Source organism: Paenibacillus sp. FSL R5-0713, from assembly GCF_037973325.1.
Taxonomy (GTDB): Bacteria; Bacillota; Bacilli; order Paenibacillales; family Paenibacillaceae; genus Paenibacillus.
The window spans coordinates 2926805-2941901 of record NZ_CP150229.1; the positions used below are offsets into that span (position 1 = coordinate 2926805).

Annotated in this window: 10 protein-coding genes; 9 read left to right on the forward strand and 1 reads right to left on the reverse strand. The window is 47.2% G+C overall.

Annotated elements, in window-relative coordinates:
* Positions 1-112: 112 nt before the first annotated feature.
* From MKZ12_RS13335 to MKZ12_RS13365, 7 genes are all read left to right on the forward strand, one after another.
* Complete coding sequence (locus tag MKZ12_RS13335) at positions 113-697, forward strand: TetR/AcrR family transcriptional regulator (RefSeq protein WP_339260816.1); 585 nt, start codon at positions 113-115, stop codon at positions 695-697.
* 137 nt (positions 698-834) lie between these two features.
* Positions 835-1275 carry a nuclear transport factor 2 family protein gene (locus tag MKZ12_RS13340; protein ID WP_339260817.1) on the forward strand — a complete coding sequence of 147 codons (441 nt, stop codon included), beginning with the start codon at positions 835-837 and terminating at the stop codon, positions 1273-1275.
* Positions 1268-2128 carry an ergot alkaloid biosynthesis protein gene (locus tag MKZ12_RS13345; protein ID WP_339242189.1) on the forward strand — a complete coding sequence of 287 codons (861 nt, stop codon included), beginning with the start codon at positions 1268-1270 and terminating at the stop codon, positions 2126-2128. The genes MKZ12_RS13340 and MKZ12_RS13345 overlap by 8 nt, the downstream gene beginning before the upstream one ends.
* Positions 2129-2337: 209 nt before the next feature.
* The gene (locus MKZ12_RS13350) at positions 2338-3312 is read left to right on the forward strand and encodes an ABC transporter ATP-binding protein (protein WP_339260819.1); all 975 of its coding nucleotides are present in this window, start codon (positions 2338-2340) and stop codon (positions 3310-3312) included.
* Positions 3305-4819: an osmoprotectant update ABC transporter permease/substrate-binding subunit OpuFB gene (gene opuFB, locus MKZ12_RS13355; protein WP_339260821.1), complete on the forward strand. Its 1515-nt coding sequence runs from the start codon at positions 3305-3307 to the stop codon at positions 4817-4819. The genes MKZ12_RS13350 and opuFB overlap by 8 nt, the downstream gene beginning before the upstream one ends.
* 50 nt (positions 4820-4869) lie before the next feature.
* Complete coding sequence (locus MKZ12_RS13360) at positions 4870-6216, forward strand: NAD(P)/FAD-dependent oxidoreductase (protein ID WP_339261399.1); 1347 nt, start codon at positions 4870-4872, stop codon at positions 6214-6216.
* A gap of 44 nt (positions 6217-6260) precedes the next feature.
* Positions 6261-6869 carry a DUF1349 domain-containing protein gene (locus tag MKZ12_RS13365; protein ID WP_339242195.1) on the forward strand — a complete coding sequence of 203 codons (609 nt, stop codon included), beginning with the start codon at positions 6261-6263 and terminating at the stop codon, positions 6867-6869.
* 219 nt (positions 6870-7088) lie between these two features.
* Here MKZ12_RS13365 and MKZ12_RS13370 read toward each other — a convergent pair whose 3' ends face one another.
* Positions 7089-7562 (reverse strand): SET domain-containing protein, encoded by a 474-nt coding sequence (locus MKZ12_RS13370; RefSeq protein ID WP_339242197.1) that lies wholly within the window; start codon positions 7560-7562, stop codon positions 7089-7091.
* A 197-nt stretch (positions 7563-7759) separates the two neighbouring features.
* Between MKZ12_RS13370 and MKZ12_RS13375 the strand changes: the two genes are divergently transcribed.
* Both MKZ12_RS13375 and MKZ12_RS13380 read left to right on the forward strand, forming a co-directional pair.
* Positions 7760-9316 (forward strand): ABC-F family ATP-binding cassette domain-containing protein, encoded by a 1557-nt coding sequence (locus MKZ12_RS13375; protein ID WP_253434780.1) that lies wholly within the window; start codon positions 7760-7762, stop codon positions 9314-9316.
* 449 nt (positions 9317-9765) lie between these two features.
* Positions 9766-14991, forward strand: a complete 5226-nt coding sequence (locus MKZ12_RS13380; protein ID WP_339260822.1) for a fibronectin type III domain-containing protein — start codon at positions 9766-9768, stop codon at positions 14989-14991.
* The last annotated feature ends 106 nt before the right edge of the window (positions 14992-15097 follow it).

Here is a 15097-nt window from a genome sequence, read left to right on the forward strand (position 1 = left end):
AGCTTCTATTCTCATTATACCACTTTGTGAAAAATCAAAGCATTTATTTTCTTGACTGATCAGTCTGGAAAAGGTATTCTTTATTTAATGAACAGGGAGGTGAGGTCTGAAATTGGGAAGAGCCAAGGAATTTGACACGGAAACTGTTCTAAGAAAAGCAACGTCCGTATTTGGAGCGTATGGTTATGAAGGTACATCTTTGAGCTTACTGCTGAGTGAACTTGGCATTGCGCGGCAAAGCCTGTATGACACATATGGAACGAAACATGATTTATTTGTCTCTGCGCTTAAATTCTATATTCAGCAGAAGACAGAAGCGGGCATCAGACTATTAAACGAGTGCACAAGTGTGAGGCAAGGCATGGCAGAGTTGTTCAACGAAGTGATTAACGTGCTCACAGACGATGAACGTCGTAATGAATGTTTTATCATTAATAGCGCGGTGGAACAGGCACCACAAAATCACGAAATCGCAGCCTTTATTCAAACCACTAATCAACAAATGGAAGATGTTTTTCATACTGCGCTGTTACGAGGCCAGAGGAATGGTGAATTTAAGCACGCAGAGGAAGAATTGCCTGGGCTTGCCCGTTATCTGAATTATTCCCGACTCTCATTGACCTTTACGGCGAAGAGCGGTGCAAGTGTAGAAGCGCTGCGAGATTTTGTACAAATGACTCTAAGGGCTATGGATTAACGATTCACATGATTTGAGCATGAACCTTCATAAATTTTTTTTTTGAAAATGAACGCGTAAGGCGTTTATTTTTTAACTTTTATAGACTGATTGGTCTGGAAAAAGTTCGCCAAACAAAACTGAAGGAGGAAGTAAGGATGACACAATTTCAGCAGTTGGAAGCAGATAGTATACCGCATCAGATCATGCACGGATTTACTCAATTGTTACTGGAAGGAAAACTGGAACAGTGGTTGAACCTATATACATCTGAGGCTATCTTCGAATTCCCATATGCACCAGCAGGATATCCTCAGAAACTGGAAGGCAAAGCCGAACTTGCGAATCATGTTCATAATCTGTTGGGGATGATCGAAATCCAGCAGTTTTCTGAACCGGTAATCTTGGCCGATTCCACGAAACAACAGTTTGTGGCTGAATTTACTTGTACAGGGCGCTCATTAGTTACAGGCAAGCCATACAACCAAACCTACATTTCTGTGGTGAGCCACAAGAATGGAAAAATTACACATTATAAAGACTATTGGAATCCGATGATCGTAATTGAATCGGACTTAGGAGGAAGTAAACATGAATAATGATAAACCGGTGACACTGATTACAGGGGCTAATGGAAAAACAGGAAGCCGTGTTGCGGCTATACTTCAAAAGCAACAATATCCGGTGCGCTTGGCAGGAAGAACTAAAGCATCTCTTTCTGGTTCTGGTGATAACTATGTCTATTTCGATTGGTACGATTCCGATACGTATGCTCAGGCATTGAAAAATGTGAACCAGGTGTACCTTGTCGTGCCAGTCATGGACATGAATCCAGAAGACGTCATGATTCCGTTCATCAAGGAAGCATTGTGGAGCGGCGTTAAGCGATTTGTCTTGCTCGGCAGTGCTTCGATCGACGAGAATGGTCCCATATTTGGCAAAGTACATCAGTATTTAAAAGCGCATGCTCCCGAGTGGGCTGTTCTCCAACCATCTTATTTTATGGAGAATTTTACGGAGGGACCGCATCGGGAGACGATGAAGCAACTCGGTAAAATCTACAGTGCTACGGGTGACGGGAAAATCGGTTTTGTCAGCGCAGATGATATTGCAACTGTTGCCTTCCGAGCACTTACAGATGTTATTCCTCATAATACAGAGCATATGATTACAGGGCCGGAGACGTTGTCCTATGGGCAGGTTTCCAACATCATTAGTCGTTTACTGGGTCAGTCCATCCAGCATGAATCTTTGTCCGACGATGAACTGAGGAACAGCATGATTCAAGCCGGGATGCCTGAAGACTATGCAACAGCTCTGGCAGGGTTGGATATTGCCATCCGTGAAGAAGGCCGCGAAGATCAAGTAACGGATACCGTGCTGAGATTGACGGGGAATGGCCCAATCTCAATGGAGCAATTTGTTCAAAATCATATGGCAGTATGGAATTAATGGAAGAAACATATTGTAATTAAAGAGAAGACGGTGCCTAGTGCCCGTCTTTTTGCCTGTCTACCAGCATGTTGACATCGTTGATTGAAATATGGATCTATGCATAACCACAGGCACGACGGACAGCAGTGATTATACGAACACACTTTTGGGGAAATAGATGAGAATGAATGTTTGATAAAGGTTTGATAAAGGGGCGAAGAGAGCGGATGATTCAGTTCGAAAATGTATCAAAACAATATCCTGATGGAACTACGGCTTTGCGTCAGGTTAACCTCAACATTAACAAGGGAGAATTGTTTGTCATGATTGGTCCGAGTGGATGTGGCAAAACCACCATGCTCAAAATGATCAATCGCCTGATTGAGCGAACAGATGGAGCAGTGCTCATTAATGAACGCTCAATTGATGAATACAACATTCACGAATTGCGCTGGAATATCGGATATGTGCTGCAACAGATTGCACTATTCCCGCATATGACGATTGCCGAAAATATTGCGGTTGTTCCTGAGCTGCGAAAATGGAAGTCAGATCAGATCAAGCAGCGCGTACATACGCTACTGGACATGGTTGGATTGCATGGAGATACGTACAGTGAGCGCAAACCTGCCGAACTATCTGGTGGACAGCAGCAGCGAATTGGAGTGTTGCGTGCACTCGCTGCCGATCCCGAGATTGTATTGATGGATGAACCATTCAGTGCACTCGATCCGATGAGCCGTGAGAAATTGCAGGACGATATTCTGGATATCCAGCGCCAGATGAAAAAAACAATTGTGTTTGTCACCCATGATATTCAGGAAGCGATGAAGCTGGGTGATCGCATCTGCATTATGAAGGATGGACAGGTTCTGCAGGTAGGCACCCCGGAAGAACTGATCCGACAGCCAGCTAATGATTTCGTACGTGAATTTGTTGGAGGTCCTAACACCGATACGAGTTCACAATCTGTTTTTGATCTTGGATCCATCATGTCACCACTCTCACCGGGTCATGTGCCAAAGTCAGCTAAAACTGCCGTTCCCGTATCAACTACCTTACCGGAGTTGGTTGAGATTATGAGTTCTCACGACCATTTGTTAGTGGAACGCAACCGACAGATTATTGGTGAGATCAATCGGGCAGATCTGATGAAATACTGGTCTGAACAGTTACAGGAACGAGGTGAGGGACATGAGTAGATTCACGGAGGTGTTCAGCGAGCGTAAAGGCCAATTATTGTCTGCTCTTCTGGAACATATTCAGATCTCATTTATCGCATTGTTCTTCGCTGTCCTTATCGCTATTCCGCTTGGTATATACCTTACACGCAAACCAAGAGTCGCTGAACCCATTATTGGGGTTACGGCTGTGTTGCAGACTATACCATCCCTGGCGCTTCTCGGATTACTCATCCCATTGTTTGGTATAGGAACACTTCCTGCAATTATCGCATTGGTGGTGTATGCGCTGCTTCCTGTACTCCGCAATACGTACACAGGCATATCCGAAGTTGATCCTTCCATGGTCGAAGCGGCGAATGCAATGGGCATGAATAGTCGGCAACGTCTAATCAAAGTGGAACTGCCACTGGCGATGCCTGTCATTATGGCCGGAATTCGGACGGCTATGGTCCTGATTGTAGGAACGGCGACACTTGCAGCCTTGATCGGCGCAGGAGGCTTGGGTGCATTAATCTTGCTGGGTATTGATCGGAATGATACCGCACTGATCATCCTTGGAGCCATCCCGGCAGCCTTGTTGGCTATTTTGTTTGATGTACTATTGCGTCAGTTCCAGCGGTTATCCTTCAAGAAAACATTGGTTACCTTGGGTTCGCTAGCTCTGATCGCGATACTTGTGATTACCATTCCCTTCGTGGCACGTGGTGGACAGAAGGATCTCGTCATTTCCGGGAAATTGGGGGCGGAACCGGAGATTCTGATTAACATGTACAAATTGTTGATTGAAAAAGACACAGACCTGACCGTTGAACTAAAACCCGGATTAGGAAAAACGCCATTCCTTTTCAATGCACTCAAGTCGGGTGATATTGACATCTATCCCGAATTTACCGGGACAGCGATCTCCGAATTCATGAAGGAAACAGCAGTCAGCACCGATCGGACCGAGGTGTACGAACAGGCCAGAGATGGAATGCTGAGCCAGTTCAACATGGTACTTCTGAAACCTATGGATTACAACAATACGTATACGTTGGCTGTTCCAAAGAGCATCGCAGATCAATACAATCTCAAGACCATTTCGGATCTCAAACCGGTAGAACAGCAGATGAAGGCAGGTTTCACGCTGGAATTCTCGGATCGGGAAGACGGTTACCTTGGTATTCAGAAGAAATATGGAATTGAATTCCCGAACGTTGCAACCATGGAACCGAAGCTTCGCTATGGAGCTGTTCAACGAGGCGATATCAATCTCGTAGATGCTTACTCCACCGATAGTGAGTTGAGACAATATGAACTCGTCGTGCTGGAAGATGATCAGGAATTGTTCCCGCCGTATCAAGGTGCGCCGATGCTTCGTCAAGAAACGGCAGATCAATATCCACAACTGGTTGAGGTGCTGAATCAGCTTGCTGGCAAAATTACGGACGATGAGATGCGTCAGATGAACTATGACGTGAACGTAGAGGGAGCGAATCCTGAACAGGTTGCAGCAGAGTACCTTAAACAGGCTGGATTGCTGTAACTTCAGGCATCCCTGCAATAGATGTATCAAAAGCATGAGGAGGAACCATGATGACACAAGAAACTTATGACTTGATTGCAATTGGAACAGGAAGCGCGGCAAGTTCTGTTATTACCCGTTGCGCTGAAGCTGGCTGGAAAATCGCTGTAATTGATGAACGTGAGTTCGGCGGAACCTGTGCACTACGCGGCTGTGATCCCAAGAAAGTGCTGGCCGGAGCCGCGGAGCTGATTGACTGGAATGAGCGGATGCAAGGGAAAGGAATTCAGGGACGGGCGACTATCAACTGGTCTGAGCTTATGGCCTTTAAACGTACCTTTACCGAGAGCATACCTAGAGCAAGTGAGGATAAATTCAAACAAGAAGGAATGGATACGTTCCATGGTAAAGCTTCATTCGTCGATGAAGACCATATTCAAGTTGGAGAAGAAGTGCTTCATGGCAAACACATTCTGATTGCTACTGGTGCAAGACCTGCACCACTTGAAATCGAGGGATCAGAGCATCTGATATATAGTGATGACTTTCTGGATCTGGAACAGCTGCCTGATCGATTAGTGCTGATAGGCGGTGGATACATTGCATTTGAATTTGCGCATATTGCGGCCAGAGCCGGGACGGAAGTCCATATCCTGCATCGGAGTGAACAGCCGCTGAAATCATTTGATGCGGAACTGGTTGAATCTTTAATGCAAAAATCGAAAGAGATCGGCATTCATGTTCATTTGAACGCAGAGGTGAAGTCCGTACGGCAAGAGGGGAACGCCTATATCGTTCATGGCACACGCAATGGTGCAGATCACCAGTGGCAGTGCGGACTTGTCGTTCATGGAGCCGGGCGTATTCCCAATGTGGATGGGCTGGAATTGGAGAAAGGCAACGTTAGCTACAGCAAAAAGGGTATTACGGTGAACGAGTATTTGCAAAGCGAAAGTAATCCGAGAGTGTATGCTGCTGGCGATGTAACCGATACGAAAGGGTTGCCTTTGACCCCGTTAGCAGGCCAGGAATCCCGGGCAGTATCGTTCAATTTGTTGGAGGGAAATCAACACAAACCCAATTATAAAGTGATGCCTTCCATTGTGTTTACTGTCCCAGCACTTGGTTCTGTAGGGATGAGCACGGAACAAGCCAAAAAAGAGGGCTATGAGGTGCAGGTAAATGATATGTCGAAATGGTATACTTACAAAAGAACTCATGAAAAATTTGCCATGGCCAAAGTGGTGATCGACAAATCAACCGGTTGCATTCTGGGTGCGCATGTGCTCGGGGGCAAGACAGAAGAATTGATCAACCTTTTTGCAATGGCGATTCAGTTCGATCTGACTATCGATCAGTTAAACACCATGAATTTTGCATATCCTACTGCTGCATCGGACCTGGGTTCTCTAGTGTAGAAATGATGATAAAAGCCCCTTGGGACGGAAGGATGAAAATAACGATGTCATCGGATTTTGTAGGACTTCTTGAAGGCAAGTGGACGAAGGAACCCGTTGCCGCACGGATGGATGGGGATCGTTTCGTTGTGGAAGCTCGGGAAGGCAGTGACTTCTGGGAGGAAACATTCTATGGGTTCTGTCATCGGGATGGACACGCCATACTTGCTCCATGGGACGGAACGGAAGCGATTGAGGTATCTTTTGATCTAAGTTCATTCACCGAATTATATGATCAGGCGGGGTTGATGTTATGGCACGGAGAAGATCAATGGATCAAGGCCGGAGTTGAGGTTAATGACGGTGTTGCTCATGTTGGAGCTGTCGTGACGGATACATATTCGGATTGGTCCCTATCTCCTGTACCTGAGTGGGGTGGACGAATTGTGACGATCAGAGCCTCGTACAGTAATGAGGCTGTTGTCATTCGGGCTCGTACAGATGAGCATCCTTGGCGTACGATTCGCGTTGCACGGTTCGCCTATCCGACGAATAAACACGCAGGCCCATTTCTGTGTTCACCGAAGCGTGCAGGGTTCGAGGTAGCCTTTACCAAATGGAGATCCACGCCACCCGATACTGATCTGCACACAGATCCTCCGATTACGGATTAAAACAAGTTAAGATGCACGCTAAACAATGATATTTGAGCAAGTATATCTCGCTTACCAAGAAATACAACACAAATAAGCAAGTCTTCCGTTCACGGAGGGCTTGCTTATTTCCGTGCTTAAACTTTGCACCCTGAAGAGTATTCCAGGTGTTCATTTTACAATTCACCGGGGGCGCAAGTTTTTTCGCATTTACAACGACAGAACTTTTGAGTTTAACGTTTATTTACTCGTATCCGTATCCTGGGATTGGGGGTTGGTCTCTTTTTCACCCTCATCATCATTGGACTTATTGAACTCCAGCATACGCTCCTCGTAATCGTCCAGGAACCATAACGGGTCCATGCTGTCTTCCTCACCGTTGTAATTGATGACGATTTCTTCGCCAGCCTTGATGTCTGTATACGCGTAGAAGTCAAAGGTGTGGTTATCAAAATTGATATCATAGGTAGCGTTAGGTTCATAGGAGTGGTTGATCAGACTGCCGTAGCCGAGCAGAATGGCGGTATGATTCGCCCCATATTCGAATACGTAATCTTCCAAAATCGTTTTTTCGACATGCTCATGATCTTCATTCGGGTAAGGCACGACGGGTGCCTGATGGATCAGCGTTCCTTTCGCAATATCAACGGTAGCAAAGACCCCGCGGTTAAACTCACCACCATCACCCAACTTGGATTGTTTCACTTCGATCATATTTTTCACCTGATGCTCTTTGAAGAGCTCCGTTCTATATAGTAATAATTCGTTAAGGCAAAATTTTAACCCATACTTTCATATAAGGCAAATTTCAGACAAAAAGGTGCAATATTTTTGAATAGGGCGTTGAGTTGTGCAGGATATAACGCTTATAATATACAAAGAATTAAGTCTATATAGAAAAGGTGTCATGAATGAGCATATTAAATGTAGAAAAATTAAGTCACGGTTTTGGTGACCGTGCTATCTTTAACGACGTTTCATTCCGCCTGTTGAAGGGCGAACATATTGGTCTGATCGGGGCTAATGGTGAAGGTAAATCCACCTTCATGAACATTATTACAGGAAAACTTCAGCCGGATGAAGGCAAAGTGGAGTGGTCCAAACGGATGCGTGTTGGTTATTTGGACCAGCATGCTGTATTGAACAAAGGCCAATCCATCCGTGACGTGCTTCGCGGCGCGTTCCAGTATTTGTTCGACATGGAACAGGAAATGAATGATATGTATGGCAAAATGGGCGATGTAACTCCCGAGGAGCTTGAACAACTTCTTGAAGACGTGGGCACGATCCAGGATACACTGACTAACCAGGATTTCTACATGATCGATGCCAAGGTGGATGAAACCGCACGTGGTCTGGGTCTGACGGATATCGGTCTGGATAAAGACGTCAATGACCTTAGTGGTGGACAGCGTACCAAAGTACTGCTTGCCAAGCTGCTGCTGGAAAAACCGGATATTCTGCTCCTTGATGAGCCTACGAACTATCTGGATGAATTGCATATCGAATGGCTGAAACGCTATTTGCAGGAATATGAGAATGCTTTTATTCTGATCTCACACGATATTCCGTTCCTGAACAGTGTTATCAACTTGATCTACCACATGGAGAATCAGGATCTGACCCGTTATGTGGGCGATTATGATCACTTCCAGGAAGTGCATGAGATGAGAAAACAGCAGCTGGAGTCGGCTTACAAGCGCCAACAACAAGAAATTGCTGACCTCAAGGACTTTGTAGCCCGGAACAAAGCAAGTGTGGCAACCCGTAACATGGCAATGTCCAGACAGAAGAAACTCGACAAGATGGAAGTTATCGAGATTGCCAAGGAAAAACCGAAACCACAGTTCAACTTCCGTGATGCAAGAACGTCTGGCAAGCTCATTTTCGAAACCAAAGGTCTTGTGATTGGTTATAACGAACCGTTGTCCAGACCACTGGATCTGCGTATGGAACGGGGACAGAAGATCGCCCTCGTTGGTGCAAACGGAATCGGTAAAACAACCTTGATGCGCAGTATTCTGGGTGAAATTCAGGCGCTGGAAGGAACCGTTCAACGCGGTGAACATCTGGAGATTGGTTACTTCCAACAAGAGATGAAGGATGCCAACTACAATACGTGTATTGAAGAGATCTGGCAGGAGTTCCCTTCATATACCCAATTCGAAGTGCGTGCTGCACTTGCAAAATGTGGTTTGACAACAAAACACATTGAGAGCAAGGTAGCTGTACTCAGTGGTGGCGAGAAAGCCAAAGTGCGTCTCTGTAAGTTGATCAATAACGAAACCAACCTGCTTGTACTCGATGAGCCGACGAACCATCTGGACGTTGATGCCAAGGAAGAGTTGAAACGTGCGCTCAAGGCTTACAAAGGCAGTATTCTTCTGATTTCCCACGAACCGGAATTCTACCGTGATGTAGTTACAGAGACGTGGAACTGTGAGTCATGGACAACGAAAGTTTTCTAAATAAAGGTTGTTCAAAAGTCACGCACTAATAATACGAGAGAGCTTGCGAACAAGCTCGAGCGGTGAGAAAAGGCGCGAATTTTGCTTGCAAAACAGGCAGAACTCGCGCTTTTTTTGCTTGGTTTTAACGAAAAATGTTGGTGCCCAATTCACAGTTGACAGCTTGAATAAGGCAATAATATAATTCAAGAAAGCGATTACATTTATATGTTAGTAACCTGTTTCACTGCATAGGGGCGAAGAAGACACGGTATTCCGTATGGGTACCATTTTGCACTTAGAAGGGAAGACGGGTCTTTTTTTACTCTTTAATGAAACCGGTTTCATTAAAATAAGGAGGTGGACCCTGCTTTTGTACTGACCGCCGGTTCCAGAGGATAGGCTGAGCAACAACATCGCGTCTTTAAGAACCATGCTTTCATCTTTCACGCCAAAGGAGAGAATGAACATTGGATAAACTCAGGAAACCCATGATATTCATGTTATCTGCAACACTTGCGCTGTCTTCCGGACCGTTGATGCTACCAAGTAAAGCGTATGCCGATCTGGGGAGTATACCCGCCACGTTGCTGCAGGACGATTTTTCGGATGGGGATTACACGGAATCACCTGCTTGGAACGTAAGTTCAGGCAACTGGGAAGTGATCACGGACCCGACAGATACGTCGAACTTCACACTTTTCCAGAGCGATACCAATGAAGGCATCATCTCTACTGGAGAATCCATGTCGGACATGACCGTGTCCATGCGCTTTTACACGGGGAACGGTCAAGGATATCCGGGAATATTGCCGCGGTTTCAGGATAAGAGCAACTTTTACTATTTTCAAATGCAGGTTCCCAATAATAAGCTCGTTTTCTCAAAAAGGGTGAACGGATCAGATACCACTTTGAAAACGGTGGACTATGCATTTGCCAAGAATACATGGTATACCCTCAAAGTGGTGTTATCAGGTACAACCATTCGAGGGTATATCGCCGAAAACGGCTCCGATCGGTTGATATTCGATCTGGTCGATCCTACATACGGTTCAGGTACCGTGGGCATTCGGAATAAGTGGCAATCGGTACATGCAGATGACGTGATCATTGCCGATCGACCGCCGGAGAACAATACTCAGCTCTCTATTGCCGAGCAGACGGCGTCATCGGTTTCCCTGCAATGGTCTGAACTCGTGGGTGCATCAGGCTATCGCCTGTACCGTTCCAACACGCCTGAAGGGGGCTATTCCCTGGTAACCAACACCGGAACTTTGGGACACACAGATGAAGGATTAAGCGGGGATACGGTCTACTATTACAAACTCGCCTATGAATACGGAGGTCTGACCGAGTCCTTGTGGTCCTCGCCGTTGGAAGTACGAACTTCAGCGACCGCCCCTCAGGCTCCGAGCGAATTGAAGGCCGAAGCACTCAACGCAACGAACGTGAAGTTATCATGGTCGGCCGTGGACAAGTCAACGGGTTACCGCGTGGTTCGGGCCGAAGCTGGCAGTGAGCAATACGAGCAGATCTATGAAGGGAAGGGGCTCACTTATACAGATCAGGAACTCGAGCCTGGCACCAGCTACAACTATCGTGTAACAGCCTTCAATGCAGCTGGGGAGTCAGCATTCACTGTTGCAGAAGCCACGACGTACTCCATTGACTCTCCTACAGATTTTGCTGCAACAGCTGTTAGGGATACATCTATCTCTCTGGGGTGGAATGCTCTTACTGGATCTGATGTAACGTATACGCTCTCTAGGTCTACCAGTGCTGCGGGTACGTATCAGCAGGTCTATAGTGGGAATGAAAGTACGTTTAACGATAGTGGTCTGACGATGGGCACAGGATATTTTTACATTATCCAGGCGACCGTGGACGGCGTAACTTCTCCAGCATCCGCACCGTTGGGTGTTGCCACAGTTCGCACAAGCATTACACCAGGGCAATTGTGGCCAGGTCTGGACGGTCAACCGATTGATGCGCATGGGGCTGGGTTTTTCTACGATGAACAGACGGAGACCTATTATTGGTATGGTGAATATCATAAGGGCGGCTGGCCAGCTGTTGGGGTGCGTGTGTATTCCTCCAAGGATCTGATGAACTGGACAGATGAGGGCATGGCTCTGTCGACACTTCAATCCATGGATGATTTTGACCATGACCCGTTAATCTCCAAATTGTATGCGGGGCGTGAGGACCGCGTGGATATCTGGGCAGATATTCGCAAAGGACGGATCATTGAACGACCGAAGGTCATCTACAACGACAAAACAAAGAAATACGTGATGTGGGCTCACATGGACGGTGACAAGGACCCGTATAACGATAATGCGAACTACGGTAAGGCACGGGCCGGTTATGCGATCAGTGACTCTCCAACAGGGCCTTTTGTGTATCAGAAGAGTTACCGGATGGACAGAGCTCCGGAAGGGGAGAAAGATTACTTCCCAAGCGATAAGGGCATGGCACGTGACATGACGTTGTTCAAGGATGATGATGGTACCGGTTATCTGATCTACTCGAGTGAAGAAAACCTGACACTCTATATCTCCAAACTGAATGAAGACTACAGTGACGTAACTGGGTGGCATAAGGAAGGACGAACGGATGACAAAGGTAATCCGGTTCGTGACTCGACCTATCAGGCTGAATATGGCGTAGATTACGTGCGTGTGTTCCCTGGAGGGCAACGCGAAGCACCAGCGATGTTTAAGTATCAGGGGAAATATTATATTTTGACTTCCGGAGCTTCCGGATGGGCCCCTAACGAAAACAAAGTGACGGTGGCGGATAACATTTTTGGCCCGTGGTCAACGCAGACCAATCCGTTCGTGCGCACGTTGCCGAGTGATCCCGATCCAGGCAAGGCTTTCGGCACACAGACCACATCCGTCATTCCGGTAGATCCGGAAAAAGGCAAATTCATTTACGTTGGGGATACGTGGAATGGTGGCAATTTCTCGAATGATGCTGCAAAATACGTGTTCTTGCCCATTGAGTTTGGAATAGGCTCCGACATTGCGATCAAGTGGTATAACAGTTGGACACCGGATCTGCTGAATTCGATGGGCAAGGTGGATATCGCTGATCCGTTGCCGGAAGCCGTGGCGCTTGGCAAAGTACCATCTCTTCCAACGACATTGAACGTTCGCGACGGTGGTGAACTGGTGTCAACGCCAGCAGTGTGGACGATCGATAACCGGGCCATGACGGCAGAAGATTTTGCTAAGCCAGGACCCCTCACGTTACAGGTAACGACACCGGAATATAACAACAAAAAGCAGGCGGTTCGTGTAAACGTCATTCCAGAGAATGCCCTATATTTTGTGAACAGCGGAGGGTACGAAACGACTGATTACAATCTTATGGGTGCGTATATGAAAGGAACACTGGCCAACCCGGGAACGGCAGACCAGATGTACGCTCCGGCAGAGGGTCGCAATTGGGGATACACCAGCGCAGACGCACTGTCATCCGGCTCTAATGGCGGAGATATTTTCTCGACCGTACGTTATCTAAACGGGGGCAATGTCAGCAATTCTCCAAAAGGCACAGACTTAACCTACAGATTTGATGTACCGAATGGAACATATGATGTGTACGCGGGATTCAACGATCCGTGGACGAATGCATCGCGCAGAGCCAATTTCATCATCAATGGCACGAATACCGGGGCTGTTACGTTTACGCCTGCCAGTGTTAGAGCACACAAAGGCATCATTGTGTCGGACAACAAACTGGAGTTAACCGTGCGCAATACGGCATCACAGGACCCGATGATTAGTTGGATAATGATCGTTCAGCCAGATGCTATGCCACCTGTTAATGACAGTGCTGGTCTCAATGCGGATGCGGTGAATTCAACGAGTGCAACGCTTCATTGGGATGCTCATCTTGGAGCAGCAAGCTACAAGCTCTACCGCTCAGATCGTGAGCAAGGTGAGTACAAGGTGGTCTATAGCGGCAATGGACGGGAGTACACGGACAGTGAACTGAACCCTGGCACGGAATATTATTACAAAGTGGAAGCTTTGGATGCGACAGGGCAATCGGTGAGAGGTGTATCTTCCGCATACCAGGTGCATACGGCTCAGCAGACTGCTGCCGATGTAGCTACAGGCATTACAGCACTGGAACAACCTTCAGTAGGTGCGAAAAAAATGAAGTTGCCATCCGTGCCGCAAGGTTTCACGGTGAAGATCGCTTCCAGTTCGTTACCGTCCGTCATTCAGACGGATGGAACGATTGTCCCACCTTCTAAGGAAACAACAGTAATACTGGAGTTGGAAATCACTCGAATTTCTGACGACACAAGAGCCCTGACTGTACCTTTGACGGTGAAGGTGCCTGCATCTGTTTCTTCCCCAGGAGGATCGGACCCTGGTTCGGGTAGCAACCCGGGCGGCAACTCCGGTGGAAATTCAGGGAGTAGTTCAGGTTCAAGCAACAATGGCGGACAATCAGAAGGTGTTAGCCCAGGTGCAGGGAATGCTGCACCACAACCTAAACCGGAGAAAGACCGTTCTGTTCTGGAGTTGCAGGCACAGCCTGACCAGAAAGGTGTAGTGCAGTCCAACGTGGATGCTACAACGATCAAAGATGCTTTCGAAGTTGCCCCTGTAACAGATGTGGGTAAGCGCTTGGTCGAACTTCGGTTGAAGCCGGTTTCGGGAGCAACAGCATATGAAGTATCTCTGCCTGCCTCTGCGTTGATAGATCAGGGTGAGTCCCACGTGTTCAACATGGTTACAGAGCTGGGCATGTTGGAACTTCCCGCGTCACTGTTAACGAAGGACATCGTTGGTGATGGAATGGCATCCATCCGATTGGTCAGAACAGAGTTACCAAAAACAGTGGCAGATCAGCTTGGCACGCAATATGGAGTCCAGCTTGAGCTTCAACTGGATGGTCAACCATGGCCATTGCAAAGCGGATTCAAACTTCATCTGCCTTTCCCATCTTCTCAAAATGTTCAGCAGGATCGGATTGTTGCATTTGTCATTGGCGCGAACGGTGTGGCAAGTCCATTGCCGCAAAGTTACTACGATCCAAACAGCGGGCAGCTTGTATTTTCCGTAACGTCACTCACAGGAAATTATGCTGTTGTGTCTGTGGAGCAGGCATTCGCAGATCTTGCAGAAGTGCAGTGGTCCAAGAAAGCGATGGAGGCATTGGCAGTCCGAGGTGTGATTGATGCCGAAGCAAGTGGGGATTCCACCCGGTTGCATCCAAAACAGGAGATGACTCGCGGTCAATACATGCAATGGTTGATGACTGCGCTCGGCTTGAATGCTTCTTCCGGGAATGCGTTTACGGATGTAAACGAAAAGGCTCCATATTACGAAGCGGTTACAGCTGCGCGTTCACTAGGTATCACCAGTGGTACTGGTGACGGGCGCTTCCTGCCAGAGTTCACGATCACTCGTCAGGAGATGATGACGTTGACAGTTAGAGCACTTGCAGCCGCTGGTCTGGTTGACGCCGAGACAGCTGCAACGGATAAACTGACTCGTTTCCGCGATGCTTCCGAGATTCGCTCTTATGCCCGGGATAGTGTGGCCTTACTTGTGGATCTGGGCATCGCTCATGGGTACAACGGTGAGGTGAAACCACTTGGTGAAGCGACACGAGCTGAATCGGCTACGCTGCTATATGCGATGATGAGCAAATTGGTATGGAATAAGTAAGGTTACACCAGAATCGTAGTGTATGAAAAAGAAGGCTTACTTTGACCTGGGACCCAGGTTGGAGTAAGCCTTCTTGATTATGCGCCTGCCATGGGGAGAGTTGTTT

Excerpts from the sequence above, each read along its gene's own strand:
- MKZ12_RS13345 (WP_339242189.1), top strand. The coding sequence starts at position 1,268 with ATGAATAATGATAAACCGGTGACACTGATTACAGGGGCTAATGGAAAA.
- MKZ12_RS13360 (WP_339261399.1), top strand. The coding sequence starts at position 4,870 with ATGACACAAGAAACTTATGACTTGATTGCAATTGGAACAGGAAGCGCG.
- MKZ12_RS13375 (WP_253434780.1), top strand. The coding sequence starts at position 7,760 with ATGAGCATATTAAATGTAGAAAAATTAAGTCACGGTTTTGGTGACCGT.
- MKZ12_RS13340 (WP_339260817.1), top strand. The coding sequence starts at position 835 with ATGACACAATTTCAGCAGTTGGAAGCAGATAGTATACCGCATCAGATC.
- MKZ12_RS13370 (WP_339242197.1), bottom strand. The coding sequence starts at position 7,562 with ATGATCGAAGTGAAACAATCCAAGTTGGGTGATGGTGGTGAGTTTAAC.
- MKZ12_RS13365 (WP_339242195.1), top strand. The coding sequence starts at position 6,261 with ATGTCATCGGATTTTGTAGGACTTCTTGAAGGCAAGTGGACGAAGGAA.
- opuFB (WP_339260821.1), top strand. The coding sequence starts at position 3,305 with ATGAGTAGATTCACGGAGGTGTTCAGCGAGCGTAAAGGCCAATTATTG.
- MKZ12_RS13350 (WP_339260819.1), top strand. The coding sequence starts at position 2,338 with ATGATTCAGTTCGAAAATGTATCAAAACAATATCCTGATGGAACTACG.